Genomic DNA, 14,854 nt, shown 5'->3' with positions numbered 1-14,854 from the left:
CAGGGTCGTGTCTTCCCTCGTCGCTCCGGTCGCTTCGCTCCCTGCGCTCCTCCTCCAGACACGACCCGCGCCCAAGCCACCACAACCCACCTGGCAGAACCTCGGAACCTTGCCCCACTCCCCTGGCGGCCCACCCGATAGGGCACCCACAGCCCGCACCCCGCAGCGGCCAAGGGCGGCGCACCCACAGCCCCGCCCCCTGCCGGAACCAGAGGCGGCGCACCCGCAACGCGCCTCCCGCACGGCTCGCTCACCCGCACCCGCTCAGTGCCCCCGCACCGAGCCATCTCTGCCCACATCGGCCCCGGCCGCTCCGCTCCCTGCGCTCCTCGGCCCAGGCACGACCCCGCGCCCACGCCCACCACCATCCACCTGGCAGAACCTCGGAACCTTGCCCGTCGTCCTGCCGGCCGCCCCGATGGGGCGCCCACAGCCCGCGCCCTGCGGCGGCCAGGGGCGGCGCATCCGCCACCCCGCCTCCCGTGCGGTCTGCCCTCCGCGCCTGCCTATCGCCCGTGCACTCTGCGGAGCCTGGGCGTGCGCACCGAGAGCCATGCCTGCCCACATCGGCCCCGATCAGCCCCGCTCTCCTGCATTCCTCGGTCCGGACACGCCCCACACCGAAATCCGCCACCCACCGGCTGAAGCTCGGGACCTTGCCCCACCCCCTGGGAGCCCACCCCATAGGGCACCCACAGCTCACCCCCTGCCGCAGCCAGGGGCGGCGCACCCGTGCCCCCTCCCGCGCGGCCCGCCCACCTGCACCCGCTCAGTGCCCCTGCACCGTGCCGGGCTCGGGCGCACCGGGGGCGGCTTCGGTCCCGGTCGGCTCACGCCCGTGCCGAGCATGGGATGGGGGTGGCTGGGGGGTCGGGTGAATAGCGACAAAGGGTGTGTAACCTATTAGTCGTCAGTTCGACGATAAGGGGGTGTGGTCGTGACGACCACCCAGACCGGGCTTCCGCTCTTCGTCCTTGGCCAGGGGGCCGACCCGCACAGCGAGCGTGGGGTCGACTGCCCCGGCGAGCTGCCGCCGGCTTCCGATCCGGCGCTCGTGGAGCGGGCGCGCAGGGCCAAGGCCGCGCTCGGCGACCGGCTGTTCGTCCTCGGGCATCACTACCAGCGCGACGAGGTCATCCAGTTCGCCGACGTGACCGGCGACTCCTTCAAGCTGGCCAGGGAGGCCGCGGCGCGTCCCGAGGCCGAGTACATCGTCTTCTGCGGCGTGCACTTCATGGCCGAGTCGGCCGACATCCTCACCTCCGACACGCAGAAGGTCGTGCTGCCCGACCTCGCGGCCGGCTGCTCCATGGCCGACATGGCCACCTTCGACCAGGTGGAGGAGGCGTGGGAGGCGCTGGAGGACGCCGGCATCGCGGACACCGTGGTGCCGATCACGTACATGAACTCCAGCGCCGACATCAAGGCGTTCTGCGGCCGCCACGGCGGCGCGGTCTGCACCTCCTCCAACGCCCGCCGGGCCCTGGAGTGGGCCTTCGAGCAGGGCGAGAAGGTGCTGTTCCTGCCCGACCAGCACCTCGGCCGCAACACCGCGGTCCTGGAGCTGGGCCTGAGCCTGGACGACTGCGTGGTCTACAACCCGCACCGGCCCAACGGCGGGCTCACCGAGCAGCAGCTCCGCGACGCCAAGATGATCCTGTGGCGCGGCCACTGCTCGGTGCACGGACGCTTCACCGCCGCCTGTGTGGACGAGGTGCGCGCGCGCATCCCCGGCGTCAACGTGCTGGTGCACCCCGAGTGCCGGCACGAGGTGGTGCTCAAGGCCGACCACATCGGCTCCACCGAGTACATCATCAAGACCCTGGAGCAGGCCCCCGCGGGCTCGTCCTGGGCGGTGGGCACCGAGCTGAACCTGGTCAAGCGGCTGGCCGCGCGGTTCCCGGACAAGGACGTGTCCTTCCTGGACCGTACGGTGTGCTACTGCTCCACGATGAACCGGATCGACCTGCCGCACCTGGTCATGTCGCTGGAGTCGCTGGCCGCGGGCCGGGTCGTGAACCAGATCACCGTCGATCCCGACACCACGCACTGGGCCAAGGTCGCGCTGGACCGGATGCTCGCGCTGCCGTAGGCGGGCGCTACACGCAGGCACGCTCCAGCCACCACGTGAGCAGCGACGCGTCTCCCTCCACCGAGTAGTCGCCGGAGCGCCGCCGGTTCCAGGCGAGCAGCATCAGGTCGCCGGAGCTCGCGGCGCGCACGGTGACCGTGCCGGGCTGCTGGGACCGCTCGTAGGAGAACCCGTCGGGGTTGAGGGTGATCACCCAGCCGGCCCCGGAGTCGGACTGCAGCGAGATCGTCTCGCCCTCGCCGGTCAGCTCGCGGATGCGGGGGCGCCAGCGGGCGTACGGGAGGTTGTCCAGGAACTCCTCCACGCCGTCGGCGCCCTCGTGCTCGCCGATCTCGGGGGCCATGCCGAGCGCGATCTCGGCGTCCACGCGGTGCACGGCCGTCTCGTGGAGCTGGCGGCGCGACCACCAGCGTACGTGCCGGTCCCCGCCCCACACCCACACGGGCGCGGCCGGGTCCTGCGCGCGCAGCGCCTCGACGAGGATCGGGCCGCCCTCGCGCAGCCACGCGGCGTACCCGGCCCGGTCCTCGGGCACGCCCAGGTCCATGGCCTCGCGGTCGTAGCGGCGCTCGGCCAGGTCACGGACCATCGCCGCGGCCCAGCGGTGGACGCCGCCGGTGTGCGCGACCAGTGCCCCCACGTCCCAGCCCGGACATGTCGGCACGGGGACCGACATGTCCTGCTTGGCCACCACGTCGGCCATCCGCTCGATCTCCCGGCCCGCCGCATCCGTGTACTCGGCATGCGTCCACTGCCTCATCCGAAGCCCTCCCGCGCGCTCCGTCGCGACCATCCGCTCTATGGCGACTATCGGCTCTATGGCGACTGTCGGCCCTGCCGCGTATGGCGGTCATCAGCCCGTCGCCTGAAGAGACCGATCGACTCTGTCGTTATAGCGACTATCAGCTCTGGCGGGTGTAGCGGAAGTACGCGCTTTTGTACTCCGCCGCCGTGGCCGTCGCGAGCACCCGCTCGACGTTCCCCTCGAAATCGACCACCACGGCCTCGTAACCGCCCTGGTCGGTCTTGCGCCAGGCGGCGATGTGCTGGTCGTCCCACCAGCCGACGACGCGGTCGGTGGCGAACGGGATGCGGGCCACCGCCTCGGCGTCGCCGTCGGTGGACCACAGGCAGATCTGCTCGGTCGTGCCGCGGCAGTAGGTCATGAACAGCTTGCCCGACGGTGAGATGTCGTCGCTTTCGACCGTGAGCGGCTCACCGACGTCGAGCAGCGTCGCCAGGACGGTGCCGTGCAGGTCGTAGAACCTGATCCGCTTGGTGTCGCCCTTGAGCGCCCAGGTGCCGACCGCCCGGCCGTCGCCGCGCCAGAAGTAGCTCCACGTGCCGGCGTCGGTCTCCTTCACCCGTACGACCCTGGCCGTGCGCTTGTCGATGTCGATGACGGCGTAGCCGTACGGCTTGCTGGTGTCGCCGACCGCCCGGTACAGGGTCACCAGCCCGAGTTCGCCGTCGCGCGACCACTGCGGCAAGGTCGGGTAGATCGGCGCCTTGGTCAGCTTCAGCGACGTCTTCTTGCCGGTCGTCCTGTCGATGAGCGAGACGACGGAGTAGTTGTCGGTGGTGTACTGGCGGTCGGTGCCCAGCGCCTTGGTGCCGTCGTCGCTGACCGTGTAGTCGAAGTAGACCTTGTTGACGTCGAAGCCGTTGGAGCCGTACTTGCGGGTGTAGAGCGACTCGCCGGACTTCAGGCTGTAGGACGTGAGCCGGATCGGGTCCTCGTCGCTCTCGTGCAGCGTGCTGTTGGTGCCGGGCAGCTTGAACCGGCGCGTCGCCTCGGCCACCGGGGGCACCGAGGGCGGCGGCGAGCTGACCGGCGCGGTCGGCGGGTCGGTCCGGGACGCGGTGGTCACCTTGTCGTCCGGCTTGGTCTCGTCGCCGGAGTTCGCCACGATCGCGATCCCGCCACCGGCCAGCAGGGCCACGCCGAACAGCGCCCCGGCGACGAGCCACAGCCGTTTGCCCGGCGTGCCGCCGCCCTGCGGCGGGGGTCCGTAGCCCGGTTGCTGGGGCGGCGGGCCCTGGTGGGGCTGCGGCGCGGTGCGCGCGGCGTACGTCTGCCGGCCGTCGTAGGTGGGCTGCTCGTGGAAGGCCTGCCGGTCGGGCGGCGGGCCCGCGTACTGCTGCTGGTGCTCCTGCGGCGGCGCGTACCCGTGGTGCTCGGCTGGCGGCGCGTACGCCTGCACCGGCACCGGCCCCTGCCCGGGGAACGTGTGCCCGGTCTGGCCGGGGTGCCCTGGGGCGAACCCGGTCGGCCCGGTGTGCGCCGCCGGTCCGCCGTACGGCGGGCCGTATCCGGGGGCGGTGTGCGCCGGCGGCGGACCGCCGTACGCGGGCGCGGGCGGCTCGCCGTACGGGCCGCCGGTACGTTCGGCGGCCACCGCGCTGCCCTGCGCCAGGATCGCCGACGGCGCCCCGAGCGGTCCTCCGGGGCCGGACAGCGGCGCGGCCTGCTGCGGCACCCCGCGCGGCGCGGTGTTCTGGCCCAGCAGGCGCAGCAGCGCCTGCTCGGCCGTCGGGCGCTCGGCGGCCTCCTTGGCCAGGCACTCCCCGACCAGCTCGCGCAGCGACGGGTCGGTGATCATGCTCAGGTCGGGTTCCAGCGACAGGATGCGGTGGAACACCGCGGGCAGCGTGTCGGTGCCGAACGGCGGCGCGCCGTTGGCGGCGAACACCATCACACAGCCCCAGGCGAACATGTCCGTGGCCGGGACGATGCCGTGCCCGGCGATCTGCTCCGGCGTCATGTAGGACGGGGTGCCGACGGCCATCGCGGTCAGCGTCGAGGTTCGGTCGAGCGCGCGGGCGATGCCGAAGTCGATCACCCGCGGCCCGTCGGGGGCCAGGATCACGTTGGACGGCTTGAAGTCGCGGTGGACGATTCCGGCCTGGTGGATCGCGACGAGCGCGGTCACCGTGCCGATCGCCAGGCGGTGCAGGCTCGACCCGCTTCGCGGTCCCTCCGAGCGCACGACGGCGTCGAGGGTCGGGCCCTCGATGAACTCGCTGACGATGTACGGCCGCTGGTCGGCGATGCCGGTGTCGAGCACCGCGGCGGTGCAGAACGGGGCCACCCGCTGCGCGACCGCCACCTCGCGGACGAACCGTTCGAGCGCCTCCTCGTCGCCCGCCATCTCCGGCCGCAGCAGCTTGACCGCGACCTTGGCGCCGTTCGGCGCCACCCCCAGGTAGACGACCCCCTGACCGCCCTCACCCAGCCGTGCGGTCAGGCGGTACTCCCCCACGCTCTCGGGATCCCCTGGCCGCAAGGACGCGTGGTCCACCATGGCCACCCTCCCACATATGGCGATATTTCCGCTCATTCTGGACCCACACCGATACAAACGGCGTCCCAAAGCACCATCCGTCACCAGACCGTGCCAAAACGGGAATCCCCTCCGCGGGGATCGGGTGATTACAGACCCGGTGCGCCCCAGACGGGGAACCAGCGGCTCAGATCGGGCTCGATCGGAAGCTCGCCGGCCAGCGCGCCGCGTACCTGAAGCTCGGTCGGGTTGTCGCGGCGCTCGCCGTCGAGAGGGGCGAACGGGTAAAAGGTGCCCTGCTTGTACAGGTAGACCACGGCGAGACGGCGCGAATCGGCCGCCCGGGAGAAACCGGCCAGCGAGCACAGCAGCGACGGCCCGAACCCCGCGCCTTCCAGCGTGGAGTTGACCGCGTGCAACTCGGTGACCAGCGCGCCGAGGTCGTCGGGAGAGCGGCGCAGCACCATCCAGGTGTAGCCGTAGGAGTCCGTGGACTCCTCGGCGTCCCGGCCGAGCAGCGCCTTGGCGTCGCGCTCCAGGCCGGCGAACGCGCCGCCCTCGGCGGCGCGGAAGCACACCGACCCCACGCCCGTGGGCGTGAAGCCGGTCGCGGCCTCCAGCGTCACCGCGGCCGACGGCAGCGCGAACAGCGCGTCGAGGTCGGGCTTGGCGACCTTCGAGCGGCCGAGCAGCGCGTCGAGCCAGCCCATGGCTACACTCCCCTCCCGAGTTGAGCCGAGATCTTGCTCAGCTCCTCCAGCCGGCGCTCCAGGGGAGGATGGGTCGCCAGCAGGTTGGCCAGGCTCACGCCGCCGGAGATGGCGGGCGCGAAGAAGAACGCGTTGAACGCCTGCGCCTCGCGCAGGTCACGCGTCGGAATCCGGGCGATCTCGCCGCTCACCTTGGTCAGCGCGCTGGCCAGGGCCGAGGGCCGCTGGGTGAGCAGCGCGGCGGCGCGGTCGGCGGCGAGCTCGCGGTAGCGCGACAGCGCCCGGGTGAGCAGGAAGCTCACCGCGTACACCAGCGCGGACACGGCCAGGATGATCAGCCCGATGGGCGGACCGCCCCGGTCGCCACGGCCTCGGCCGAGGCCGGAGTACAGCGCGAAGCGGGTCATCAGCCCCGCCACGATGCCCAGGAACGACGCGACCGTCATGACGACCACGTCGCGGTGGGCGACGTGCGACATCTCGTGCGCCAGCACGCCCTCCAGCTCCTCGGGCTCCAGCCTGCGCAGCAGCCCCGTGGTCACGCAGACCACCGACTTCTTCCGGCTGTGCCCGGTGGCGAACGCGTTGGGGACGTCGGTATCGGCGATCGCCACCCGGGGCTTGGGCATGTCGGCAAGCGCGCACAGCCGGTCGATGACGCCGTGAAGCTGCGGCGCCTCCTGCGCGGAGACCTCGCGCCCGTGCATCGCGAACAGCGCGATCTTGTCGGACAGGAAGAACTGCACCAGCAGGAAGACCACCGCCAGCGCCGCCACCACCACGGCCTGGACCCCGAGGTAGATCAGCACGGCCACGAACGCCACATAAAGCAGACCGAGGAGGAACAGCGTTATGACCATGCGGCGAGTGAGGCCCCCGTCCGCGGCGAAGCGGGTCGACGTCATGCGGCCCCGCGATTCGAAGGACCGAGAACGGCCGCTTCAGCCGGGGATGAGACCTTCATCGCCCAGCATCTCCCGCACTTCCTCCATCGAGGCGTCGGACGGCGGCAGGATCAGCTCCGACGGCTCCAGGCTGTCCTCGGGCAGCTCCTTGCCGACCTGACGCACCTTGTCCAGCAGGGCGTGCAGGCGGACCCGGAAGACCGCCTCGTCCCCCGCCTCGATGGCGGCCTCCAGCTCGCTGTCGAGCGAGTTGAGCACCCCGATGTCGTCGGGGGCCACCTCGACCTGGCCCTCGCCCATGATCCGGACGATCATGCGCCCTCCCCCGGCTGCCGGTACGGCTGCGCCTGCTGGGGCTGCATCGGCGGGTACTGCTGGGCCTGGTGCTGCTGGGTCGGGGGCGCCTGCTGCGCCTGCTGCGGCCCGGCCTCGATCGCGTCGCGCGGGGCGGGGCCCTGGCCCAGCTCGGCCTTCATCCGCTGCAGTTCCAGCTCGACGTCGGTGGTCGCGCCCATGCGGTCCAGCTCGGCCTGGATGTCGTCGCGCTGACCGGTGAAGTCGTCGAGCGCGCCGCTCGCCAGCAGCTCGTCGATGGCCCCGGCGCGCGCCTGCATCTGCGCGGTCTTGTCCTCGGCGCGCTGGATGGCCAGGCCGACGTCGCCCATCTCCTCGGAGATGCCGGAGAACGCCTCGTTGATCCGGGTCTGCGCCTCGGCCGCGGTGTAGGTGGCCTTGATGGTCTCCTTCTTGGTACGGAAGGCGTCGACCTTGGCCTGGAGACGGTGGGAGGCGGTGGTGAGCTTCTCCTCCTCGCCCTGGAGGTTGTCATGCTGGATGCGCAGGTCGGCGATCTGCGACTGCAGCGCGCCCCTGCGGGTCAGCGCCTCGCGCGCGAGATCCTCACGGCCGGCCGCCAGCGCCTTGCGCCCCTGGTCCTCCAGACGCCTGGTCTGCTGCTCAAGCTGGTTGATCTGCAGCTCGACCCGCTTGCGCGACGTGGCCACGTCGGCAACGCCCCTGCGCACCTTCTGCAGCAGCTCAAGCTGCCGCTGGTAGGAGTAGTCGAGCGTCTCCCGCGGATCCTCCATCTTGTCCAGGGCCCGGTTGGCCTTGGACCTGAAGATCAGTGAAAGTCTCTTCATCACGCTCATGCGCGTCGGCCGTCCCCTTCTTAGGTTGTGCTTCGAGTTCTCCCCGGTCGTACCGCCCCCATAGGAGCCGCCTTGGGATTACCCTACGCATAACGCGCGGGGGCGTCATTAAGTTGCACTCCCGGTAGGCTGAACATCGTGTTCCGACGTCGCACCCAGCAGGCAGTGGACGACTCCCCCGTCCCCACCAACGATCCTAAGCCCCAGGGCAAGGGACGCCCGACCCCCAAGCGCCGTGACGCCGAGGGCCGGCGGCGCCAGCCGGTGACGGCTCCGGCCAACCGCAAGGAGGCCTACCGCCAGCAGCGCGAGCGCCAGGCCGCCGAGCGCGCCCGCGTCCGCGAGGGCATGATGCGCGGCGAGGAGCGCTACCTCCCGCCCCGCGACAAGGGCCCGGTGCGCAGGTTCGCCCGCGACTGGGTCGACTCCCGGCGCCTGCCGAGCCAGTACTTCCTGCCCTTCTCGCTGGTGATCCTGCTGGTGACCTGGGTGCCCTTCCCGCCCGACGTGCGCGGCCTGGTCTACAGCGCGGTGATCCTGATCGGCTGGCCGGTGATGATGGCCGGCGTCCTGCTCACCTCGATCTATGTGGGCTGGAGGGTCAAGAAGCTCGCCGCGGAGAAGCACCCCGACGAGAACGTGCGCGGGGTCGGCTTCTACGCCGCGATGCGCGCGCTGCAGATCCGCCGCCTGCGCTTCCCCCCGCCGCTGGTCCTCCCCGGCGGCGCCCCCGTGCCCCCGAAGAAGTAGCGCTCACGCGGGGCCCCGCCAGCGCAGCGCCCCGTTCCTGACCTCCGGCACGTACCCGTCCAGGGCGCGGCCGGTCTCCAGCGCGCCCGCGACCCGCCTCAGCAGCGCGTAGTACGACCCCGCCGTCACCGGCCCGCTCACCCCGCCGCCGGAGGAGTCGGCCACCAGCCCGGACGCCCCGGTCCCGGAGTCCCCGGCCGTCCCCGCCCTTCCTGTCGTCCCCGGCGTCCCCGCCGTTCCCGCGGTGAACGGCACCAGCCGCGCGTTCCACCCCGCGCCACCGTTCCCGGCGCACAGGGCGCGCCAGGCGTCACGGATCTCCCGCACCCGGTAGATCCGCCCGCCCGGGAACCCGAACGCCGCCCCGACGGCCTCCGCCCCGTCGTGCCGCAGCAGCGAGGCGCGCAGGTCGTCCGGGAAGTGCACGCCCATCTGCGCCTCGGCGACCGCGATCGTCCGCGCCCGCCCCGGCTCCCGCAGGCTCCGGTACGTACGCGGCGCCTGCTCCCGCAGCCACGTCTCGATCCTGCGCCACTGCCGGTTCACCGCCCTGGTCACCCGCGCAGGCACCGGCCGTACGACCGGCGCCGGCGCCGTCGGTGCGCACTCCTCGGCCGCGGCCACGACGTTCGGCACCGGCGTAGGCGCACCCGGCGTCTCGGGGACCGGCGTCTCGGGGAGGGAGGTCTCGGCACCCGGCGTCCGGTCCTGCGGGACGGCCTCGACGGCCACGCGCGCGTCCTCACCGCTCCCCACGGCCCGTACCACGACGGCCGCCGGCACCAGCAGCGCGCACAGCGCCACGGCCACGACCACCGCCGCCCGCCGGACCCCGCGCCGCCGGCCCGCCGGCCGCCTCCCGGCCGTGGCGGGCAGGGAGGAGGCGGGGGACGACGAGGCCACACCGGCCCGGGAAGGCGCGACCCGCGCAGAGGACGAGACCGGGCCGGAAGACGAGACCGAGCCGGAAGACGGGACCGAGCCGGAAGACGGGACCGGCGCGGATACCCCACCGGCCCCCGCCCCGGCCTCGGCCGTCCCGACTGCGGCAGACCCGGCCGCCCCCGCCCCGACCGTGGCAGACCGCCGCGCGGCGGGCCCGGCCACCGCGGACCCGGGCACGGCGGCCTCCGCAGCCCCGGGCACGGCGGCCTCTGTGGGCGCGGCCATGGCAGACCCCACCGGCGTGCCCGGCGCGGGCGCGGCCGGTCCGGGGCGCGTGTCGTCCGCGGAGCGGGCGGATGCGGCCGCAGAGAGGGTGGGGCCGGCGGGGGCGATGGGGCCAGTGCCCCCCATCGCCCCACCGCGGCCTATGGCCCGATCGCGGGCGGGGCCGCTGGGGGCGACGGTGCCGATGGGGGCGGTGGGGTCGGCGTGGGCGGCGGGAGGGGTGGTGGGGCGGCGGGGCAGGGCGCGCAGGCCGACCACGACCAGGGCCACGCCCAGGAGCATCAGGCCGGTGAGCGCCGCCCGCGTCCCGCCGTCGCCGGGGTCGCCGTGGCCATCATGATGAGAGATCAACCGCCGCACGCCGGGCACACTATCCCGAATCCGATCGTGACCTGGCGCGGACTAGGGTTCGAGACATGGAATTCCGTCATCTCGGCCGCAGCGGCCTCATGGTCAGCGAGATCAGCTACGGCAACTGGATCACGCACGGTTCCCAGGTCGAGGAGGACGCGGCCAGGGAGTGCGTCCAAGCGGCCCTCGACGAAGGCATCACCACCTTCGACACCGCGGACGTCTACGCCGGCACCAAGGCCGAGGAGGTGCTCGGCCGGGCGCTGAAGGGCGTGCGGCGCGATTCGGTGGAGATCTTCACCAAGGTCTACTGGCCGACGGGGCCCGGCCCGAACAACCGGGGGCTGTCGCGCAAGCACATCACCGAGTCGATCCACGGCTCGCTGCGCCGGCTCCAGACCGACTACGTGGACCTCTACCAGGCGCACCGGTTCGACCACGAGACGCCGCTGGAGGAGACGCTCAAGACCTTCGACGACCTCGTCCGGCAGGGCAAGGTGCTCTACATCGGGGTCAGCGAGTGGACCGCCGCCCAGATCGAGCAGGCGATCAAGATCGCCGACGAGATGGGCTTCGACCGGCTGGTGTCCAACCAGCCGCAGTACTCGATGTTGTGGCGGGTGATCGAGGCCGAGGTCGTGCCGCTGTGCGAGAAGGTCGGCGTCGGCCAGATCGTCTGGTCGCCGATCGCGCAGGGCGTCCTGACCGGGAAGTACCTGCCCGGCCAGCCGCCGCCGGCCGCCTCGCGCGCCACCGACCCGTCGGGCTCGGGGTTCATCGAGCGGTTCCTGAGCCGCGAAGACCTGCTCGCCAAGGTGCAGGACCTCAAGCCGGTGGCGGCCGACCTGGGGCTGACCATGGCCCAGCTCGCCGTGGCGTGGGTGCTGCAGAACCCGAACGTGTCCTCGGCGATCGTCGGCGCGAGCCGGCCGGAGCAGGTGCGCGACAACGTCAAGGCCAGCGGCGTACGCCTGGACGACGACGTGATGCGCAGGATCGACGAGATCCTGGACGGCGTCGTCGAGCGCGACCCGGCCCACACCGCCCGGGTGAGCCCGCCCAAGCGCCCCTGAACCATAGGCACCACAAATCCCGAAAAGCCCCTCGAATTCCTGTGACCCCAGGAATCCGAGGGGCTTTTCTCAATCACTGGGGACGCAGCGACATACCGGAATACTCCACTCGGTCCTCCTCAAGCAGAGCGACCTGCTCCACCCCGGCCTCCAGCAGCTCGGCCCAGTTCTCGCCGAGCCAGGACTCGGCGTCGGCCTGGCTCTGGAACAATTCCCGCGGCAATAGCCGATCGGTCACCTCACCACCATTTGCATTTTCATAACGCCAGCGCCATGTCATGCCATACGCTCCTTTTCGCGGGTTCCGCGGGCGCACCCTCAACGCCTGGGAACCCTATCCCGATCGTTCCCCGCGAGCCCGAAAGTCCCGAGCCCGGAGGCCATGCCATGCTGCCCAGAAACGACATACCACTCCCTGCCCGGCGGCCGGCGCACCGCATCGCCCGCCACGCGCTCACCGGCCTGCTGCTCGCCCTGGCCGCCGTGTTCCTGGCCGCCCCCTCCCCCGCCGCGGCGGCCGGGCCGGTCCCCGGCGGCCCCGACCCCGACGCGCCGCGCGGGTGGAGCTTCTGGCAGAGCGACGGCACGGCGTGGCTCACCGCCGGCGAGGTGAGCGCCGACAGCACCCCGAAGGACGGCGCCACCATCGGCTGGCGCTTCGCCGCGACCCCCGACGGCGTGCCGGCCGAGGCGCCGGGCGGCGACATCCCGGTCTTCGAGCAGGTGTGCAAGGAGCAGGCGGCGGCGGGCAAGAAGCGCGTCGCGGTGGCCGTCGACTTCGGCGACGCCGAGGCCGACGCGTACCCGGGCGAGACCCCGCCCGCGAGCGCGCCCATGGTGAAGTGCGTGGTCGCCGACGAGCCGGCCACGGCCCTGCAGATCCTCGGCTCGGTCGCCACCGCCCGCGTGGACCAGACCGGCCGGGTGCTCACCGTGAACGGCTACCCCGCCAAGGCCGGCTCGGCCGGTCAGCCCGCCCCCGGCGGCGCCACGGCCGGGGACGGCCAGGAGGGCTCCGGCGGCCTGCCGATGCTGCTGATCATCGGCGCGGTCGTCGTGATCGTCGCGGCCGGCGCCACCGCCTGGCTGATGACCCGCCGCAAGTCGTCCGTCTGACCACCTCGCACCGCCCGCACCGCCCCTGCGTACGCTGGCGCGGTGCGGGTCGTGTTCGAGGGGACGGCGGGGGCCGGCGGGTGGCCGGAGCCGGGGTGCGGGTGCGCCTCCTGCGGGCGGCTGCCCGCGGGGCACCGGCGGCCCCTGTCGGTGCTGGTGGACGGACAGGTGCGGCTGCCCGCGCCGGCGGGCGGGCGCGTGCGCGCCACCGCGTACGGGGTGGAGGTCGAGGGGGCCGACGGGCACCGGCTCCTGCTCGCGCGCGAACGGCCCGCCGAGGACGCGCCGCCGACGCGGCCGTACGAGATGGTGCTGGCCGACCTGGGCGGCGGGGCGGAGACGCTGGGGGCGCTGCGCGCCGCGGGCGCCGTGGGCCCCCGGACCGCGGTGGTCGCGGTGGGGATCGACCACCGGATGCCCTCGGAGGGCGAGCTGGCGCGGCGGCTGGGCCTGTGGGGCGCGCTGGCCGTCCCCGACGGGACCGTGCTCGACACCGCGACCGTGCCTGGCGCCGCGGCCGTGCCCGGCACCGCGGCCGTGCCCGGCACCGCGGCCGTGCCCGGCACCGCGGCCGTGCCCGGCACCGCGGCCGTACTCGACGCCCCGGCCGTGCTCGGCACCGTGCGGCCGGTCCCGGTCCTGCCGCCACCGCCCCGCCGTACGCTGCTGCTCGGCGGCTCGCGCTCGGGCAAGTCGGCGGAGGCCGAGCTGCGGCTGGCGGCCGAGCCGCACGTGACGTACGTCGCCACCGGCCCCTCGGGCGGCGACGACGCCGAGTGGCTGGCGCGCGTGCGCGCGCACCGCGAGCGCAGGCCCGCCCACTGGACCACCGAGGAGACCACCGACCTGGCCGGGCTGCTGCGCACCGCCGCCGGGCCGCTGCTGATCGACGGGATCGGCACCTGGCTCGCGGCGGCCTTCGACGCGTGCGGCGCCTGGGCGGACGACGGCGACGGCGCCGGGCGCGTGGCCGCGCGGTGCGACGAGCTGGTGGCGGCGTGGCGGGCGACGCGGGCCCGGGTGGTCGCGGTGTCGGAGGAGGTCGGGCTCGGCGTGGTGCCCGCCACCCGCAGCGGGCGGATGTTCCGCGACGCCCTGGGCCGTCTCAACCAGCGGCTCGCCGCCGAGTCCGAAGACGTCGCGCTGGTCGTGGCGGGCAGGGTGCTGTCCCTGCCGGTATGACCGGACCGGGCACTACGATCACCGGACATGTCGGCATTCAGGGGCCTGGGGCTCGCGCTGGGCACGCTGACCGTGCTGCCCGCGCACGTGGCGGACGTCGATCGCCGCACCGCGGGCTCGGCCATGACGCTCGCGCCGCTCGTCGGGCTCCTGCTCGGGCTGATCTCCGCGGCCGTGTTCACGGCGGCCGTGTTCCTGGGCACGGAGCCGCTGCTGGCCACGGTGCTCGCCCTCGGCTCGCTGGCGGTGCTCACCCGGGGCCTGCACCTGGACGGCCTGGCCGACCTCGCCGACGGCCTGGGCAGCGGCAAGGCCCCCCGCGAGGCCCTGGAGGTCATGCGCCGCTCCGACATCGGGCCCTTCGGCGTCATGGCGCTCGCCTTCACCCTGCTGGCGCAGGCCGCCGCCCTCGCCGAGAGCGGCCCGGCCGCGCCGCTCGCACTGATCACGGCCTGCGTGACCGGGCGGCTCACGCTGACCTGGGCCTGCCGCGAGGGGGTGCCGGCCGCGCGTCCCGAAGGGCTGGGCGCGATGGTGGCCGGCACCGTAGGCCGCGGCGCCGCGCTCACGGCCACCGCGCTGGTCCTGGGCGGCGCCGCCCTGGGCGGCCTGACCTGCCAGGCGGGCGCCCTCGTCGGCGGCTACCCGTACTGCGCCCCGGCGGAGATCGCCTACTACGGCGCGGCGGACGCGCCCGCCTCGGCCCGCGCCACCGAGGCCGCCCGCTCCGGCCTCGGCGTCCAGGCCGTGGTCACGGTCGAGCCCGTGGACCCCATGAAGACGGACTCCATGAAGACGGACTCCGCGGAGACCGCCGACACCATCGGGATCGCCGGATTGGTGCCGGTCTGGGCGGCTCTCCCCGCCGCCGCGCTGGCCGGGCTCGTCGCGGCGTGGCTCCTGCGGCGGCGCGCCGTGCGCCGCCTTGGCGGCATCACCGGCGACGTGCTCGGCGCGCTCGTCGAGACCGCCGCCGCGACGGTTCTGGTGGTGTGCGCGATCCTGTTGTGACCGCGGCCCGCGGACGCCGTAAACGTAGGACGAACCCTCGTTTATGACATCACGGTGAG

General features: G+C 73.4%; 14 protein-coding genes. 6 read left to right on the top strand and 8 right to left on the bottom strand.

The window, feature by feature from the left end:
• Positions 1-937 precede the first annotated feature (937 nt).
• A complete protein-coding gene (gene nadA / locus HNP84_RS48130; protein ID WP_185056859.1) occupies positions 938-2,092 on the top strand; it encodes a quinolinate synthase NadA in 1,155 nt (384 codons plus the stop codon).
• 7 nt (positions 2,093-2,099) lie between these two features.
• On the opposite strand, the gene HNP84_RS48125 is transcribed toward nadA, so the two are convergent.
• The 6 genes from HNP84_RS48125 to HNP84_RS48100 form a co-directional block, all read right to left on the bottom strand.
• Positions 2,100-2,852, bottom strand: a complete 753-nt coding sequence (locus HNP84_RS48125) for a maleylpyruvate isomerase family mycothiol-dependent enzyme (protein ID WP_185056858.1) — start codon at positions 2,850-2,852, stop codon at positions 2,100-2,102.
• Between the two features lie 142 nt (positions 2,853-2,994).
• Positions 2,995-5,355 (bottom strand): serine/threonine-protein kinase, encoded by a 2,361-nt coding sequence (locus tag HNP84_RS48120; RefSeq protein ID WP_185056857.1) that lies wholly within the window; start codon positions 5,353-5,355, stop codon positions 2,995-2,997.
• Between the two features lie 170 nt (positions 5,356-5,525).
• On the bottom strand, positions 5,526-6,086 hold the full coding sequence (gene pspAB, locus HNP84_RS48115; RefSeq protein ID WP_185056856.1) for a PspA-associated protein PspAB: 561 nt from the start codon (positions 6,084-6,086) through the stop codon (positions 5,526-5,528).
• Between the two features lie 2 nt (positions 6,087-6,088).
• Positions 6,089-6,991, bottom strand: a complete 903-nt coding sequence (gene htpX, locus HNP84_RS48110) for a zinc metalloprotease HtpX (RefSeq protein ID WP_185056855.1) — start codon at positions 6,989-6,991, stop codon at positions 6,089-6,091.
• Between the two features lie 36 nt (positions 6,992-7,027).
• Entirely contained in the window at positions 7,028-7,306 is a 279-nt protein-coding gene (pspAA, locus tag HNP84_RS48105) for a PspA-associated protein PspAA (RefSeq protein WP_185056854.1), read from the bottom strand.
• Positions 7,303-8,142, bottom strand: coding sequence for a PspA/IM30 family protein (locus tag HNP84_RS48100; RefSeq protein ID WP_185056853.1), 840 nt, complete (start codon positions 8,140-8,142; stop codon positions 7,303-7,305). The genes pspAA and HNP84_RS48100 overlap by 4 nt, the downstream gene beginning before the upstream one ends.
• A 138-nt stretch (positions 8,143-8,280) precedes the next feature.
• Here HNP84_RS48100 and HNP84_RS48095 point away from each other — a divergent pair, with 138 nt between their 5' ends.
• Entirely contained in the window at positions 8,281-8,892 is a 612-nt protein-coding gene (locus tag HNP84_RS48095) for a DUF3043 domain-containing protein (protein ID WP_185056852.1), read from the top strand.
• A gap of 3 nt (positions 8,893-8,895) precedes the next feature.
• On the opposite strand, the gene HNP84_RS48090 is transcribed toward HNP84_RS48095, so the two are convergent.
• Complete coding sequence (locus HNP84_RS48090; protein ID WP_185056851.1) at positions 8,896-10,422, bottom strand: SMI1/KNR4 family protein; 1,527 nt, start codon at positions 10,420-10,422, stop codon at positions 8,896-8,898.
• A gap of 56 nt (positions 10,423-10,478) precedes the next feature.
• Here HNP84_RS48090 and HNP84_RS48085 point away from each other — a divergent pair, with 56 nt between their 5' ends.
• Positions 10,479-11,486, top strand: a complete 1,008-nt coding sequence (locus HNP84_RS48085) for an aldo/keto reductase family protein (RefSeq protein WP_185056850.1) — start codon at positions 10,479-10,481, stop codon at positions 11,484-11,486.
• Positions 11,487-11,559: 73 nt separating this feature from the next.
• Here HNP84_RS48085 and HNP84_RS48080 read toward each other — a convergent pair whose 3' ends face one another.
• Positions 11,560-11,724, bottom strand: coding sequence for a hypothetical protein (locus HNP84_RS48080; protein WP_376772043.1), 165 nt, complete (start codon positions 11,722-11,724; stop codon positions 11,560-11,562).
• 149 nt (positions 11,725-11,873) lie between these two features.
• Between HNP84_RS48080 and HNP84_RS48075 the strand changes: the two genes are divergently transcribed.
• Genes HNP84_RS48075 through HNP84_RS48065 form a run of 3 tightly spaced genes read left to right on the top strand, consistent with a single transcriptional unit; the run spans position 11,874 to position 14,795 of the window.
• Positions 11,874-12,602 (top strand): SCO2322 family protein, encoded by a 729-nt coding sequence (locus HNP84_RS48075; protein WP_185056848.1) that lies wholly within the window; start codon positions 11,874-11,876, stop codon positions 12,600-12,602.
• Positions 12,603-12,644: 42 nt separating this feature from the next.
• A complete protein-coding gene (locus HNP84_RS48070; protein ID WP_185056847.1) occupies positions 12,645-13,784 on the top strand; it encodes a bifunctional adenosylcobinamide kinase/adenosylcobinamide-phosphate guanylyltransferase in 1,140 nt (379 codons plus the stop codon).
• A gap of 27 nt (positions 13,785-13,811) precedes the next feature.
• Positions 13,812-14,795, top strand: coding sequence for an adenosylcobinamide-GDP ribazoletransferase (locus HNP84_RS48065; protein ID WP_185056846.1), 984 nt, complete (start codon positions 13,812-13,814; stop codon positions 14,793-14,795).
• The last annotated feature ends 59 nt before the right edge of the window (positions 14,796-14,854 follow it).

The organism is Thermocatellispora tengchongensis (genome assembly GCF_014202315.1).
GTDB lineage: Bacteria > Actinomycetota > Actinomycetes > Streptosporangiales > Streptosporangiaceae > Thermocatellispora > Thermocatellispora tengchongensis.
This window is presented reverse-complemented; position numbering and strand designations above follow the sequence as displayed.